The organism is Pseudomonas sp. GD03862, assembly GCF_029840855.1.
Taxonomy (GTDB): Bacteria; Pseudomonadota; Gammaproteobacteria; order Pseudomonadales; family Pseudomonadaceae; genus Aquipseudomonas; species Aquipseudomonas alloputida.
Genome location: NZ_JAOCDI010000036.1, coordinates 41,557 through 56,246, shown reverse-complemented (window position 1 = coordinate 56,246; position 14,690 = coordinate 41,557). Strand labels below are relative to the sequence as shown.

Sequence of the window (14,690 nt, the reverse complement as noted above, 5' to 3'; positions counted from 1 at the left end):
AAGCCCGCCATGTGCGGGCTTTTTGTTGTGTGCGAAAAATACGTCAGTGCGCGGCTTCAGCCTCGATGGGCACCTGCAACTCCTGCAAACCGAGTCAGGCGCTCAGGCGGGAGGTGACTTCGCCCAACTGCCCTGACAAACCATGCAGGCGCTGCCCCGCCTGCTCGGTATGCTGCACCGCTTCCTGGTTGGCCGTGGCAATCCGGGTAATTTCGATCAGGTTGCGCGAGATATCTTCGGCCACGCTGGTCTGCTCCTCGGCCGCTGTGGCGATCTGCCGGTTCATGTCGCGGATCGCCTCCACCGCCTGGGTGATACGTTGCAGCATCTGCCCGGCCTGCTCGACCTGCTCAGCCCCTTCCTGGCTACGTTGCTGGCCACTTTCGATGGCCTTGACCGCCTCCACAGCCCCCGACTGTACCGCCTCGATGATCTGGTGAATTTCTGCAATCGACGCTGCCGTGCGCTGGGCCAGGCTGCGCACTTCATCGGCGACCACCGCAAAACCACGCCCGGCTTCGCCAGCACGGGCCGCTTCGATGGCCGCGTTAAGCGCCAGCAGGTTGGTCTGTTCAGCAATGCCGCGGATCACTTCCAGCACTTTGCCTATCCGTGTGCTGTCATGCTCCAGATCGCGAATTACCGTTGCCGTGCCGGCGATTTCGCGGTTGACCAGCCCGATGATGTCGATGGTCTGCTGCATCACCTGCTCGCCGGCCTGGGCGCTGTGGTCGGCGTCATCGGCCGCGCGGGCAGCCTCGGCGGCGTGGCGAGCGACCTCTTGGGCAGTGGCGGACATTTCGTGCATGGCCGTGGCTACCTGGTCGGTACGCTGGAACTGGTCATGAGTACCGCGGGCCATGTCACCGGCAATACTGCGCAACTGGCCGCTGGCACCTTCCAGCTCCTGAGCGTTGTCCTGCAGCCGGCCGACGGTATCGGCAAGGAAGTCACGCAGGGTGTTGGCCGCCCGCGCCAGACGCCCCAGCTCATCCTCCCGACGGCTGTCGACCCGGGCAGCAAAGCTGCCTTGGCTGAGCTGCGCGACGTACTCGATCAACTGGCGGATCGGCTCGATCAGGCTACGGTTGACCAGCCACAGGCTGAGCAGCCCCACCAGCACCGCAGAAGCCAGCATCACCAGCAGGCCCAACCATACCGTGCGCTCGGCACTGGCATTGATGCTGGCTGCACGCTGGCGAGCATCGGCGCGCAGTTGCTCGACCAGTTCGCTCATTTGCTCACTGGCGGCACGGTCCACGCCTTTGACCGCCCGGTCGCCCGCTACCGGGTCGCCGCCTGCCGCCAGGAACGCCTGGCGGCCTTGTGCATAGGCCTGGCCCAACTGGCGGTGGCTGTCGCGCAATTGCTGCAGCGACGCCTTGAGCCTGGCATCACTGTTGTCGATCAATTGCCCGAGCAGTTGTTGTACTTGCTCTTCGCGGGCCTGGAACTGCTGCCAGTACTTGTCCATTTCCGCAGGCTGGCGCCCTCGCAACAGCACGTTCTTCCATTCCTGCACCTGGATCTTGAACTGCAGGTTGGCTTCGTCAATCAATTGCGAGGCCCGCAGCGGCCCGTCGACCAGCTCGGCGTAGCCACGCACGCTGGACGACAGGAACTGGAAACACACCAGGGCGATCAGCAGCATCGCCAGCACACTGCCGCCGAGCAGCGAGAGAATTTGCACTCTGAGGGATTTACGCAACATCGAGGGTCTCGGAACCAGAGGGAGTAGGCAGAGGCCGCTGTACAGCCTCATTACTGGCAGGCCAAAAAAAAGCTGCCATCACGCAATGGCAGCCAGGTCGAGCACTTACGCAACAGTTGAGGCAAATCTTCTCAGGCAATTACTACAGAAATGTTACAAAGCCACGACACGCTAGCCCGTGGTGAACTGCAGCGCTGCCAGCCGCGCATACAACGGGCTGTCCTCGATCAACTGACGGTGGGTGCCCACCGCCACCAGTCGGCCCTGGTCGATGACCGCGATGCGCTCGGCATGCTGCACCGTGGCCAGGCGATGGGCGATCACCAGCGTGGTACGGCCGGCCATCAGGCTGGGCAGCGCTTGCTGGATCAAGTATTCACTTTGTGCATCAAGGGCACTGGTGGCTTCGTCCAGCAACAGGATCGGCGCATCGACCAGCAAGGCCCGGGCAATCGCCAGGCGCTGGCGTTGCCCGCCGGAAAGGCCGATGCCGCCCTCCCCCAGCTGGGTCTGGTAGCCTTGGGGCAGTTGCCGGATGAATTCGTCGGCATGGGCGCCACGGGCCGCTGCTTCGACTTCAGCCAAGGTCGCCTCGGGCCGGCCATAACGAATGTTGGCCTCCACCGTGCCACGGAACAGCGAGGGGTTTTGTGCCACCAAAGCGAACTGCCGGCGTAGCTGGTCGGGATCAAATCCGGTAACCGGCTGGCCATCGAGCAGGATGCGCCCTTGCTGTGGGTCGTAAAAGCGCAGCAACAAATCGAACAGGGTCGACTTGCCTGCCCCGGAAGGGCCAACCAGGGCGACGGTCTGCCCGGGCTCGATGGTCAGGCTCAGGCCGTCGACAGCTGCCACCGTGGGCCGTGAGGGGTAAGCGAACACCACCTGCTGCAGTTCGATACGCCCGCTGGCCCGCTGCTGTGGCAGCTGCTGCGCCTCGGCGGGCGGCAGGATGGCACTGCGCGCGGCCAACAGTTCGGCAATGCGCTCGGCGGCACCCGCGGCCCGTTGCAGCTCGCCGATCACCTCACTGAGGGTACCGAAGGCGCTGCCGACGATCAGGCTGTAGAACACGAATGCTGCCAGCTCGCCTGCGGATATACGCCCGGCGATCACATCCATGCCGCCGACCCACAGCATCACCCCCACCGCCCCCAACACCAGCACGATCACCAGGGTAATCAGCCAAGCACGCTGTGTAATCCGCTTGCGGGCAACAGTAAACGCTGCTTCGACCGTATCGGCGAACAGTTCGCGGTCGTGCGCCTGGTGGTTGTAGGCCTGCACGGTCTTGATCTGCCCCAGCGTCTCAGCCACGTAGCTGCCCACATCGGCGACCCTGTCCTGGCTCTGCCGCGACAGGCTGCGCACACGACGGCCGAACAACAGGATCGGTGCCAACACCAGCGGCAGCGTTACCACCACGATGCTGGTGAGCTTGGGGTTGGTGATGAACAGCAATACCACACCGCCAATGACCATCAGCGCGTTGCGCAGGAACATCGACAGCGATGAACCGATCACTGATTGCAGCAAGGTGGTGTCCGCAGTCAGCCGAGACTGGATCTCGGAGCTGCGGTTGTCCTCGAAAAAACCTGGGTGCAGGCCGATCAGGTGATCAAAGACGGCACGACGGATATCGGCCACACAACGCTCGCCAATCCACGACACCAGATAGAAACGGCTGAAGGTACCCACCGCCAGCGCCAGCACCAGCAGCAGGAACAGCCCGATGGTCTGATTGAGCTGGTGCGCGGAGCGGGTCATGAAGCCTTGATCCACCAGCAGGCGGATACCTTGGCCCATCGACAGGGTGATGGCAGCGGTGACCACCAGCGCCAGCAATGCCAGCAGCACTTGGCGGCGATAAGGGCGAACGAACTGCCAGGCCAGGCGCAAGGCGCGGCGTTGGCGCGGGGAAACCGATTCGGGCATGGCGACGACCACAAAGGGTGGGGAAGCGGCAGCCTACCACTCATCCCGGTCGGGAGACTGCATGAAGGTTGCTATAACGCATCGATCTAAACAGCTTATGGAGCTTTCACAGGGTTTCTGCTGGACTGTTGCTGCCGTGACCCGGAAGCTGTCACAGGCCAGTCACGGCGCAGGGCTACCCTGAGCTTGAACCTGAAGAGGAGACAGTGCATGAGCTTGCAGCATGGCAGTGATAACCAGAAGCCCCAGACCTCCCCGCAACCGCAAGTATGCGGTTCGATCATCGACGCCAAGGGGCGCGAAGTGCCGATCACCGAGCAGATGATCCAGCAGGCCTGCAAGGCCCTGGAAGAAAGCCGTGTCGAGCGCGTACGCAAAGGTTGATCGGCGAATTCTTTGCAACCCGGCGCTTGCGCCGGGTTTTTATCTGCCCAGGCAGTGGGCTTGGCCGCCCCAACAGGCAACCGCACCTACCTGCAAGATCAAGACAAGGCTTGCTTAGACCAACACCCCACCCAAGGCACTGACCAACTGCGCCAACTGCGGCGCCTCCCCGTGCAAGCGCACGGCCAGCCCCTCGATCTCGCGCCTTGGCGGGTATTGCTTGCGCAACTGGTCGAACGCCGCCCGCTGTTGCTGCGGATCATCGCTCAGGCTACGGCGGAAATCGGCATCATCACGGCGCGGGTCATACACGGCGCGACACAGGGTGGCCATGGCCCAGGACAGGTCGGTGCTGGCATCCAGCTCGATCTGCGCCAGCGGTGGCTTGGGCAGCAGCTCGGCCAGTCGCACCTGCTCGTTCACACTCAAGTAGCGGCAAAGCGCCTGGTAGATCTGCGCCGTGCCACGCTGGCGGCCATCGAGGCTATAGCCGGCAATGTGCGGCGTAGCGAGGGTGCACAGGTCGGCCAACGTCAGGTCGACCTGCGGCTCCCCTTCCCACACATCCAGCACCGCGTGCACGTCTTCACGGTCCAGCAGCAGCTCGCGCAGGGCCACGTTGTCCACCACCGGGCCACGGCTGGCGTTCAACAGCCAGGCGCCCGGGCGCAACTGTGCCAGCTGCGCCTGCCCCAGCAGGTGCCAGGTCGGGTGCTGGCCGCCGCGTTGCAACGGGGTATGCAAGCTGATCACATCGCACTGCTGCAGGATGGTTTCGAGGCTGACGTAGTCGCCGCCCTCGGCGGCCTGACGCAACGGGTCGCACACCAGCACCTTCCAGCCCAGGCCATGCAGCACCCGCACGAGGCGGCCACCCACTTCACCCGCGCCCACTACGCCATACACGCGCTCAGGCAATGCCACGCCATCCAGTTCGGCCAGGGTCAGCAGGCTGCCCAGCACGTAATCGACCACGCCGCGGGCATTGCAGCCAGGTGCGCTGCTCCAGTGGATGCCAGCTTCTGCAAAGTAGTCCAGGTCCAGGTGATCAGTGCCGATGGTGCAGGTGCCGACAAAGCGTACACGGCTGCCTTCGAGCAGCTGACGGTCGACCTTGGTCACCGAGCGCACCAGCAGGATATCGGCGTCCTTGACGCTGGCAGCATCGAGGCTTCGGCCGGGGTAGCGGCGAATTTCACCGAAACCCTGGAAGAAGGCATCGAGCAGCGGGATGTTCTCGTCGGCAACTATCAGCATGGCGCTCTCCTGTCTGGGGAGCGCAGTGTAGGCGCAACGCCGGGCGTGTTCCAGAGCGATTCAGTCGGCTTTCTTGCGGATCCAGTACAGGAAAGTGCCGGCGTCCTCTTGCTGTTGCAGCAGCTCGTGGCCGAGGAAGTTGCAGAACTTGGGGATGTCGCGGCGGGTCGACGGGTCGGTGGCGATGACCTTGAGCAGGCCGCCGGCGGCCAGGTTGCGTACGTGCTGGTGCAGCATCATCACGGGTTCCGGGCAGTTCAGGCCGGTGGCATCGAGGATGGCGTCGGGGGTGAAATCGGTCATGGGGGGCTCCGAAAATGATCGCTATTGTCGCGCATAGCGCGACGCGGTCCAAGCACGGCTTTCAAACCCAGAGCTCTTGATCTTGATCTTGATCTTGATCTTGATCTTCGCGACTTCAGGAGGCCGAACGCAGGCCTTGCGGAGGGAGGTGACGGGCATGGATGCCCGTCAAGCGCTGGGCCCCAGGATGGGGCCTGCAGCGCGGTCCTCCCGGGAGCGAGGCCGGAGAGAGGGAACCCCGGAGCGCAGCGCAGGGGCCGGATGATGGGAGCGCAGCGTTTTTTGGTTACTTTTTGTCGCGTTTGACAAAAAGTGACTCGCCGTAAGGGCGAAAAGGTGAGTCAGCGTCGCCATCGCAAACGGACGGTTCGCTGAGTCAAAACAGACGAATTTGCTTCTTGCTTCTTGCTTCTTGCTTCTTGCTTCTTGCTTCTTGGATGTGAGCATCCACATCAAGTAGGTATTCATTCGCGAAGGTGGCGCGTAGTCACCTTTCCGCCCTTACGGCGGGTCCCTTTTTGTCGTGGCAAAAAGGAACCAAAAACCGTCGGCTCCCATCATCCGGCCCCTGCGCTGCGCTCCGGGGTCCCCTCGCTCCGGGCTTGCTCCCGGGAGGACCGCGCTGCAGGCCCCATCCTGGGGCCCAGCGCTTGACGGGCATCCATGCCCGTCACCTCCCTTCGCAAGCCCTGCACTCGGCCTCCTGAAGTCGCAATCTGCGTCGCCTGAACTATCGCGCGCTTAGATGCAACAGCAAAAGCAGAAGCAGACACAGGCGCAGAAGCAGAAGCAGAAGCAGAACGACGCGCTGGCCTCAGCGTGGCTTCAAGTCGAGCCGCCGCAGGTGGCACGTCACTTCCTCGCGGTCGTGGTACAGCTGCTTGCAGGCAATCGACACCCTGATCTTGCGTGCCTTGAATGTTGCCTCCATACGGTCGAGCAGGCGCCGTACTTCGGCATAACGCTGCTTCATCGGCAACTTCAGGTTGACCACCGCCTCGCGGCACAGCCCCTCACCCAGCCAGGTTTCAATCAGCGAGGTGGTACGCGCCGGCTTCTCGACGATATCGCACACCATCCAGTCTACCGGCTGCTTCGGCTGCCAGGTAAACCCATCGGCCATCAAGTGCTGGACCAGGCCGGTGTCCATCAGGCTTTCGGCCATCGGCCCGTTGTCGATGGCTGTCACCAGCATGCCACGGCGCACCAACTGGTAGGTCCAGCCACCCGGCGAGGCTCCCAGGTCGACGCCGGTCATGTCATCACCCAGGCGCTGCTCCCACTGCTCACGCGGGATGAACTGGTGCCAGGCTTCTTCCAGTTTGAGCGTCGAACGGCTAGGTGCCTCACGAGGAAACTTCAGGCGCGGGATGCCCATGGGCCACAAGGCGCTGTTGCTGGCCGATGCAACGCCGACAAATACCCGCCGGCCGCTGATGAAGGTCAGCAGCAAGCGTGGACGGCCAGGGTCGTCGACCAGGCGGCCGGCCTTCTCCAGGGCCTTGCGCAACGGCACTTCGAACTTTCGGCAGAAGGTAGACAATTCCTTGCCTTCGTTGCTGTCCAGCACCTCCAGCCAAAGGCTACCGAACACCGGGAAGTCAGCCAACTGCGCCAGCAGTACGCTGATGCGGTCACTTTCCGGCAGTTCGACGTAACCGCCACGTGCCCACTGCCGCGGGAAAATCAGCTGGTTGAAACGCAGTTCCCCCATCAAGCGCTCGGCACCGCCCTCCTCGCTACAGACAAACTCGGCACTGGCACTTTGCGGCTTGCCTTTGGCATAGCCAGCAACACCCAGGCGGGCGGCATGTTCGCTGATTTCGGCGCAAACCTCGCCCTCGAAACCGGGCCGGCAATGCATGAACAGGGTATTCATCTCTCACTCCACTACGGCTGGCGCACCACAGGCGCCGGCAGGGCGGCGATGATAAAGGAAGTTCGGAACCTGCGACACGCCCCGCCGGTCCAGAAAAAGGTCAGGTAGCGTAAACCGGTCTAACCTGACCATTCAGCCAGGTCCGTGTCTTGCGGACCGATACAGAGCGGTGCTGCCGGCAAACCGTGAATATTTGCCGGGCACCGGTGCAGAAGGAGTTGGCAATGCCCTCGCTCGATAGCCTGAACACCCTCAAGCCCCTCAAGGTCGGCGACAAGACCTACCACTACTTCAGCCTCACCGAGGCCGCCCGCCAGCTGGGTGACCTGCAGCGCCTGCCCATGTCGCTGAAAGTGCTGCTGGAAAATCTGCTGCGCTGGGAGGATGGCGCGACCGTCACCGGCGACGACTTGCGCGCCATTGCCCAATGGCTTGGCGAACGGCGCTCCGACCGCGAGATCCAGTACCGCCCGGCGCGGGTGTTGATGCAGGACTTCACCGGCGTGCCCGCCGTGGTCGACCTGGCGGCCATGCGCGCCGCCATGGCCAAGGCTGGCGGCGACCCGCAACGGATCAACCCGCTGTCACCGGTCGACCTGGTGATCGACCACTCGGTAATGGTCGACCGCTACGGCACGCCACAGGCCTTCGCCGAAAACGTCGACATCGAAATGCAACGCAATGGTGAGCGCTATGCCTTTCTGCGATGGGGCCAGAGCGCCTTCGACAATTTCCGCGTGGTCCCCCCGGGCACCGGCATTTGCCACCAGGTCAACCTGGAATACCTGGGCCGCACGGTGTGGACCCGTGAGGCCGACGGCCGCACCTATGCCTTCCCCGATACCTTGGTGGGCACAGACTCGCACACCACCATGATCAACGGCCTGGGCGTACTCGGCTGGGGTGTCGGCGGCATCGAAGCGGAAGCGGCCATGCTAGGCCAGCCGGTATCGATGCTGATCCCCGAAGTGATCGGCTTCAAGCTGACCGGCAAGCTGCGGGAGGGCATCACTGCCACTGACCTGGTGCTGACCGTGACGCAGATGCTGCGCAAGAAAGGCGTGGTGGGCAAGTTCGTCGAGTTCTACGGGGACGGCCTGGCCGAGTTGCCCCTGGCCGACCGCGCAACCATCGCCAACATGGCACCGGAATACGGCGCCACCTGTGGTTTCTTCCCGGTCGACCAAGTCACCCTGGACTATCTGCGCCTCTCGGGCCGCCCCGAAGCGACCGTGCAACTGGTCGAGCAGTACTGCAAGGCACAGGGCATGTGGCGCCTGCCCGGCCAGGAGCCGTCATTCAGCGACACGCTGGCCCTGGACATGGACGACGTCGAAGCCAGCCTGGCCGGGCCCAAACGGCCGCAGGACCGCGTAGCGCTGGGCCAGGTCAGCCAAGCCTTCGACCACTTCATCGAGCTGCAGCCCAAACCGCTGGCCAAAGAAGTTGGCCGCCTGGAAAGCGAAGGTGGCGGCGGTGTGGCAGTGGGCAACGCCGACCAGACCGGCGCAGTCGACTACAGCCATCAGGGCCAGACCCACACCCTGCGCGATGGGGCCGTGGTGATTGCCGCGATCACCTCATGCACCAACACGTCCAACCCCAGTGTGATGATGGCTGCCGGGCTGGTGGCGAAAAAAGCACTGGAAAAGGGCCTGCAACGCAAACCTTGGGTCAAGAGTTCGCTGGCGCCGGGCTCCAAAGTCGTCACCGACTACTTCAAGGCAGCCGGGCTCACGCCTTACCTCGACCAACTGGGTTTTGATCTGGTCGGCTATGGCTGCACCACCTGCATCGGCAACTCCGGCCCGCTGGACGAGGCGATCGAAAAAGCCATTGGCAGCGCCGACCTCACCGTGGCCTCGGTGCTATCGGGCAACCGCAACTTCGAGGGCCGCGTGCACCCACTGGTCAAGACCAACTGGCTGGCCTCGCCCCCGCTGGTGGTGGCCTACGCCCTGGCCGGCAGCGTGCGCCTGGACCTGACGCGCGACCCGCTGGGGTCAGGCAAGGACGGCCAACCGGTCTACCTGCGGGATATCTGGCCGAGTCAGCAGGAAATTGCCGAGGCCGTGGCCAAGGTCGATACGGCGATGTTCCACAAGGAGTACGCCGAAGTGTTTGCCGGTGATGCGCAATGGCAGGCCATCGAGGTGCCACAGGCCGCCACTTACGTGTGGCAGGCTGACTCCACCTACATCCAGCACCCACCGTTCTTCGACGGCATCGGCGGGCCGCCGCCACAAATTGCCAATATTCACGGCGCACGGGTGCTGGCGCTGCTGGGCGATTCAGTGACCACCGACCACATTTCCCCCGCCGGCAACATCAAGACCGACAGCCCGGCCGGGCGCTACCTGCGGGAACAGGGTGTGGAGCCACGCGACTTCAACTCCTACGGTTCGCGGCGTGGCAACCATGAAGTGATGATGCGCGGCACCTTCGCCAACATCCGTATCCGCAACGAAATGCTGGCAGGCGAAGAAGGCGGCAACACGTTGCATGTGCCCACTGGCGAGAAGCTGTCGATCTACGACGCGGCCATGCGTTACCAGCAGGAAGGCACCCCGCTGCTGGTGATTGCCGGCCAGGAGTACGGCACCGGTTCGAGCCGCGACTGGGCAGCCAAGGGTACCAACCTGCTGGGGGTCAAGGCCGTGCTGGCAGAAAGCTTCGAGCGTATTCACCGCTCCAACCTGGTGGGCATGGGCGTATTGCCGCTGCAATTCAAGGCTGGGCACAACCGCAAACAGCTGGGGCTGACCGGCAAGGAGCAGATCGATGTACTGGGGCTGGACGGCGCGCATATTCACCCTGGCATGAGCCTGCCCTTGCGCATTACCCGCGAGGATGGCCAACAGGAACAGATCGAGGTGCTATGCCGGATTGATACCCTGAACGAGGTGGAATACTTCAAGGCGGGGGGGATTCTGCATTATGTGTTGCGCCAGATGATCGCCAGTTGAGTCTGGCCGAAGATTCGTTCCGTTCTTGAAACCGAGCGCCGCGGGGGCGGCGCTCGATCTCTGCAATCAATGAATCAAATATCCATTCAATAAAACCAGCCGCTTGCCGATACCTGTCGAAAGCCCTGCGGACTATCACCCATGCGTAACAACCAGCCGATTACCCAGAGAGAACGGACTTTCCCAGCCCAGCAGCGGTTGATCTCCACTACCAACGCCAAGGGTGTGATCACCTACTGCAACGATGCCTTTATCGAAATCAGTGGTTTCACCCGCGAGGAGCTGACGGGCGCACCGCACAACCTGGTGCGCCACCCCGACGTACCGCCTGCCGTGTTTGCCCATATGTGGCAAACCCTCAAGCAGGGCCAGCCGTGGATGGGTATCGTCAAGAACCGCTGCAAGTCCGGCGACCATTACTGGGTCAACGCCTATGTCACCCCCATTTTCGATAACAACCAGGTTGTCGGCTTCGAGTCGGTGCGGGTCAAGCCCACCGCCGAACAGATCCGCCGCGCCGAGGCCCTGTACCAGCGCATCAACCAGGGCAAGCCGCCGGTACCGCGTCGCGACAAGTGGCTGCCAGTGCTGCAGGACTGGCTACCGTTCATCCTGATCAGCCAGGTGGGCTTCCTGATCGGCAACTGGCTGGGTCATTCCTGGGGCTTTGCCTTGGCCGCAGGGCTTTCGGTACCGCTGGGCCTGCTTGGCCTGAGCTGGCAGCAGCGCGGCCTCAAGCGCCTGCTGCGCCTGGCCGAGCAAACCACTTCCGACCCACTGATCGCGCAGATGTTCACCGACAGCCGTGGCGTGCAGGCGCGCCTGGAAATGGCCATGCTCAGCCAGGACGCACGCATGAAAACCTGCCTGACGCGCCTACAAGACAGTGCCGAACACCTGAGCGAACAGGCACGACAGTCCGATGCCTTGGCGCACAAGAGCTCTTCGGGGCTGGAGCGCCAGCGGGTGGAGACCGAGCAAGTCGCCGCCGCGGTAAACCAGATGGCCGCCACCACTCAGGAAGTGGCCAACCATGTACAGCGCACCGCCGATGCCACCCAGGAAGCCAACCGCCTGACCAGCCAGGGCCGGCAGATTGCCGGAGAAACCCGCGAGGCCATCGAGCGCCTGTCGGCGGCAGTGGGCGAGACCGGCCAGACGGTTACGCAACTGGCCAAAGACAGCGACGAGATTGGGGGCGTGGTCGACGTGATCAAGGGCATCGCCGACCAGACCAACCTGCTGGCGCTGAACGCAGCCATTGAAGCGGCGCGCGCCGGTGAAATGGGCCGTGGCTTTGCCGTGGTGGCTGATGAGGTGCGACAGTTGGCCCAGCGCACCGCCGAATCCACCGGGCAGATCCACGGCCTGATCGCCAAGCTGCAACAGACCGCCAGCAACGCAGTGCTGACCATGGAAACCGGCCACCGCCAGGCACAGGAAGGCGTCGATCGGGTAATGCAGGCCGACGAAGCGCTGGTAGGCATCAGCGAAGCGGTGGCCAATATCACCGACATGGCCACCCAGATTGCTGCTGCAACCGAGGAGCAGACCGCAGTGGCTGACGAGATCAGCCGCAACATCAGCACCATTGCCGAACTGGCCGACCAGACCGCCGAACAGGCGCAGCACTCGGCACTGCTGAGCGAAGAACTGACCAGCACGGCGGGCAGCCAGTATTCGCTGGTGGAGCGCTTCAACCGCTGAAGCTCGAGACTTCCGCTGGGGATGGCACCGGCTCTGCCGGTGTTCGCGGGTAAACCCGCTCCTACAACGGCTGTGCCGAACCACCGATGCTGTGCCGGGCCGTCGATGCCTGTGTCGAACCACTGATGCGCGTCCACCCCGGTCCACGTAGGAGCGGGTTTACCCGCGAATACGGTAGCAGCAGCAACGGTGAACGGCGGGTGAAAATTGGCCCGCAGGCCCGGCCCATTCGCGGGTGAACCCGCTCCTACAACGGCTGTGCCGAACTACCGATGCTGTGCCGGGCCGTCGATGCCTGTGTCGAACCACTGATGCGCGTCCACCCCCGGTCCATGTAGGAGCGGGTTTACCCGCGAATACGGTAGCAGCAGCAACGGTGAACGGCGGGTGGAGATTGGCCAGCAGGCCCGCCCCTTTAGCAGGCAAGTCCGCTTGCTGTGTTACCAGTCCAACCGCAAGCGGCTCTCGAAGTAGCGCTCTTCGCCACTCAGCGGGTCCTCGAAACGCAGGCTCTGCGCCAGCAGTTTCAGCGGCCGCTGGTAGTCATCCTCTTCGTTGAGCAATTGCGGATAGAACGGGTCATTGCTGATCCCTGCCCCCAAAGCCGCCATGTGCACACGCAACTGATGGGTCTTGCCGGTCACGGGCGACAGCCCATAGCGCCATCGCTCACCGTTCTTCTCCAGCACCTCGGCCAGGGTTTCACTGTTGGCCTCACCCTCCACCTCATGCATGCGGAAAAATGGCTCGCCATGCACCAGGCGGCTTTTGTGCACCAGCGGAAAGGCATGCTGTGGCATGGCAGCGGCAATGGCCTGGTAACGCTTGTCGATACGCCGCTCGGGGAACAGCCGCTGGTAGGCGCTGCGGCTGTGCGGGTTGGCGGAAAACAGCACAAGCCCGGCGGTGTGCCGGTCAATGCGGTGCAACGGCACCAGGTGCGGGTTGTCCAGGCGCCGGATCAGGCGGCGCAACAAGGTCTGCTCGACGTATTCACCGGTCGGCGTCACCGGCAGGAAATGCGGTTTATCGGCCACCACCAGGTGCTCGTCCACATGCAGCACCACCTCCTGCACCGGGATCGGCCGTTCGTTCGGCACTTCGCGGAAATAATGCAAACGCATGCCACGCTTGTAAGGCAGGTCGGCGGCAACTGCCTGCCCCTCGGCATCCAGCACCCGGCCACGGGCAAAGCGGTCAAGCCACTGGGCGCGGTCGATAGCCTTGAAATGATCACACAAGCAATCGAGCACCGTGACCCAGTTACCAGGTGGCAGGCACACCGTACTGGCTTGCTGGCGGGCGGGGTCGAAAGGCGTGGTCATGGCTGGGCTCGAGACGTTCATGGCCGCGCATTATCGCCCAAGCCCGCCCCCTCAACCAGCCTGGGCCATCGCCTCGCAGCGATCCTTCAGCCAGCGCAGTACTTGCACCGGCTCCCAGCGGCCAGGGTCGTAGAGTGCATAGAGCAACCCCTCATAGCCCACCACATCCAGCCCTCGGTGATAACCGGCCCGCTGGAACAAGGCCTCGATCTCGGCGAAGCAGGTATTGAAGTGGACTTTGCCGAACGGCGTGCAGTCGCCCGTCACCAGGCCTTCGAGGCGCAGTTCCAGAACGGCGTCAGCCACCCGATCCACGGGCATGCGGTTGACGCTGTACTTGAGTTGCTCGACATTGAGCATGGCTTCACCTCGATACTGTATTTATATACAGCATACGAACATCCCCTTGCTGCCGTCAATGCGCTTCATTGCAACCCCGCCAGGTAGCCGCTGCCTTTGCGCAGGGTCAGCACCTGCCTGCGTGGCGTGCCGCGCGTCACCGACAGATGCACCCATCTGTCGAATTCCAGGATCAGCTGATCGAAGGGCACCACACTTTCGCTGATTCGCCGGACGGTCTCGCGCGGGCTGACCTCGATCACCGTGAAGTCCGCCGCCAGCCCTTGCACGTGCTGGCTATCGGAGGCGCCACCGATCAACCGATTGACCCTTTCACTGCGATACCCGCTGCTGATGATGATGGGCGCGTCGAACAACGCACGTACCTGTTCCAGCGCACCACACAGTAATTGCAGGTTGGCCCTGGCTTCGAGGGGCGGTGCATTATCGAACCCGTCGCGGGCGGCGAGCTGGGAAACGGTCATTTCATCGAGGGTGAAATGTGGAGTGATCAACATGGCGAGCTATTCCGATGATGGAGAAGGTTACCGGCGACGGTGCGCCTCCACCGGATCATCAGCTCGCTTCACAGATCATGGAGCAGGGTTGCAACTCCTCTGCAGCCATCATTGCCCAAGAAAGGCCACCACTTGTTCGGTATCGAACGGCCAGTGCAACTCGGCGCCGTTGTCACAGCGCCGCAGCACCGGAATGATCAGGCCATAACGCTCGAACAAAGGCTCGCTCTCGGCGATGTCGACCAGCTCTACCAGCAGGCCATGATCGACGAGAGGCATCAACACAGCCTCGGCCACTTCGCAGAGGTGGCAGCCGAGGGTGCCGAACAGTTGACATTCAGGCAGCATGTGGCAGGTCCCGGGTTG

General features: G+C 63.2%; 12 protein-coding genes. 3 read left to right on the top strand and 9 right to left on the bottom strand.

Translation table 11 applies throughout. The annotated features are described in order from the left end of the window. Positions 1–94: 94 nt before the first annotated feature. Entirely contained in the window at positions 95–1,711 is a 1,617-nt protein-coding gene (locus N5D53_RS20865; protein ID WP_104887291.1) for a methyl-accepting chemotaxis protein, read from the bottom strand. Positions 1,712–1,882: 171 nt separating this feature from the next. After that, positions 1,883–3,646 (bottom strand): ABC transporter transmembrane domain-containing protein, encoded by a 1,764-nt coding sequence (locus N5D53_RS20860; RefSeq protein ID WP_266025056.1) that lies wholly within the window; start codon positions 3,644–3,646, stop codon positions 1,883–1,885. 210 nt (positions 3,647–3,856) lie between these two features. Between N5D53_RS20860 and N5D53_RS20855 the strand changes: the two genes are divergently transcribed. Beyond that, entirely contained in the window at positions 3,857–4,030 is a 174-nt protein-coding gene (locus N5D53_RS20855; RefSeq protein ID WP_003248731.1) for a PA1571 family protein, read from the top strand. A 114-nt stretch (positions 4,031–4,144) separates the two neighbouring features. On the opposite strand, the gene pdxB is transcribed toward N5D53_RS20855, so the two are convergent. The 3 genes from pdxB to rlmM all read right to left on the bottom strand — a co-directional run bounded on the left by pdxB (position 4,145) and on the right by rlmM (position 7,469). Beyond that, entirely contained in the window at positions 4,145–5,287 is a 1,143-nt protein-coding gene (gene pdxB / locus N5D53_RS20850) for a 4-phosphoerythronate dehydrogenase PdxB (RefSeq protein ID WP_064492324.1), read from the bottom strand. A 60-nt stretch (positions 5,288–5,347) separates the two neighbouring features. Next, positions 5,348–5,590, bottom strand: coding sequence for a sulfurtransferase TusA (gene tusA, locus N5D53_RS20845; RefSeq protein WP_003248727.1), 243 nt, complete (start codon positions 5,588–5,590; stop codon positions 5,348–5,350). Between the two features lie 814 nt (positions 5,591–6,404). After that, the gene (gene rlmM, locus N5D53_RS20840) at positions 6,405–7,469 is read right to left on the bottom strand and encodes a 23S rRNA (cytidine(2498)-2'-O)-methyltransferase RlmM (protein WP_004577178.1); all 1,065 of its coding nucleotides are present in this window, start codon (positions 7,467–7,469) and stop codon (positions 6,405–6,407) included. A 224-nt stretch (positions 7,470–7,693) separates the two neighbouring features. Between rlmM and acnA the strand changes: the two genes are divergently transcribed. Continuing rightward, positions 7,694–10,435, top strand: a complete 2,742-nt coding sequence (gene acnA, locus N5D53_RS20835; RefSeq protein WP_010953110.1) for an aconitate hydratase AcnA — start codon at positions 7,694–7,696, stop codon at positions 10,433–10,435. A gap of 141 nt (positions 10,436–10,576) precedes the next feature. Further along, entirely contained in the window at positions 10,577–12,142 is a 1,566-nt protein-coding gene (locus tag N5D53_RS20830) for a PAS domain-containing methyl-accepting chemotaxis protein (protein ID WP_064491416.1), read from the top strand. A gap of 440 nt (positions 12,143–12,582) precedes the next feature. Here the strand turns inward: N5D53_RS20830 and N5D53_RS20825 are convergent, their stop codons facing one another. The 4 genes from N5D53_RS20825 to N5D53_RS20810 all read right to left on the bottom strand — a co-directional run bounded on the left by N5D53_RS20825 (position 12,583) and on the right by N5D53_RS20810 (position 14,672). After that, positions 12,583–13,467 (bottom strand): pseudouridine synthase, encoded by an 885-nt coding sequence (locus N5D53_RS20825; RefSeq protein ID WP_014591800.1) that lies wholly within the window; start codon positions 13,465–13,467, stop codon positions 12,583–12,585. Between the two features lie 51 nt (positions 13,468–13,518). After that, on the bottom strand, positions 13,519–13,827 hold the full coding sequence (locus tag N5D53_RS20820; RefSeq protein WP_014591801.1) for a hypothetical protein: 309 nt from the start codon (positions 13,825–13,827) through the stop codon (positions 13,519–13,521). Between the two features lie 65 nt (positions 13,828–13,892). Beyond that, on the bottom strand, positions 13,893–14,324 hold the full coding sequence (locus N5D53_RS20815; protein WP_279840729.1) for a D-Ala-D-Ala carboxypeptidase family metallohydrolase: 432 nt from the start codon (positions 14,322–14,324) through the stop codon (positions 13,893–13,895). Between the two features lie 108 nt (positions 14,325–14,432). Beyond that, a complete protein-coding gene (locus N5D53_RS20810; protein ID WP_010953106.1) occupies positions 14,433–14,672 on the bottom strand; it encodes a glutaredoxin family protein in 240 nt (79 codons plus the stop codon). Positions 14,673–14,690: the final 18 nt, after the last annotated feature.

Bases quoted from the DNA above. Each gene is read 5' to 3' on its own strand.
- N5D53_RS20865 (WP_104887291.1), bottom strand. From the start codon at position 1,711: ATGTTGCGTAAATCCCTCAGAGTGCAAATTCTCTCGCTGCTCGGCGGC.
- N5D53_RS20860 (WP_266025056.1), bottom strand. From the start codon at position 3,646: ATGCCCGAATCGGTTTCCCCGCGCCAACGCCGCGCCTTGCGCCTGGCC.
- N5D53_RS20855 (WP_003248731.1), top strand. From the start codon at position 3,857: ATGAGCTTGCAGCATGGCAGTGATAACCAGAAGCCCCAGACCTCCCCG.
- pdxB (WP_064492324.1), bottom strand. From the start codon at position 5,287: ATGCTGATAGTTGCCGACGAGAACATCCCGCTGCTCGATGCCTTCTTC.
- tusA (WP_003248727.1), bottom strand. From the start codon at position 5,590: ATGACCGATTTCACCCCCGACGCCATCCTCGATGCCACCGGCCTGAAC.
- rlmM (WP_004577178.1), bottom strand. From the start codon at position 7,469: ATGAATACCCTGTTCATGCATTGCCGGCCCGGTTTCGAGGGCGAGGTT.
- acnA (WP_010953110.1), top strand. From the start codon at position 7,694: ATGCCCTCGCTCGATAGCCTGAACACCCTCAAGCCCCTCAAGGTCGGC.
- N5D53_RS20830 (WP_064491416.1), top strand. From the start codon at position 10,577: ATGCGTAACAACCAGCCGATTACCCAGAGAGAACGGACTTTCCCAGCC.
- N5D53_RS20825 (WP_014591800.1), bottom strand. From the start codon at position 13,467: ATGACCACGCCTTTCGACCCCGCCCGCCAGCAAGCCAGTACGGTGTGC.
- N5D53_RS20820 (WP_014591801.1), bottom strand. From the start codon at position 13,827: ATGCTCAATGTCGAGCAACTCAAGTACAGCGTCAACCGCATGCCCGTG.
- N5D53_RS20815 (WP_279840729.1), bottom strand. From the start codon at position 14,324: ATGTTGATCACTCCACATTTCACCCTCGATGAAATGACCGTTTCCCAG.
- N5D53_RS20810 (WP_010953106.1), bottom strand. From the start codon at position 14,672: ATGCTGCCTGAATGTCAACTGTTCGGCACCCTCGGCTGCCACCTCTGC.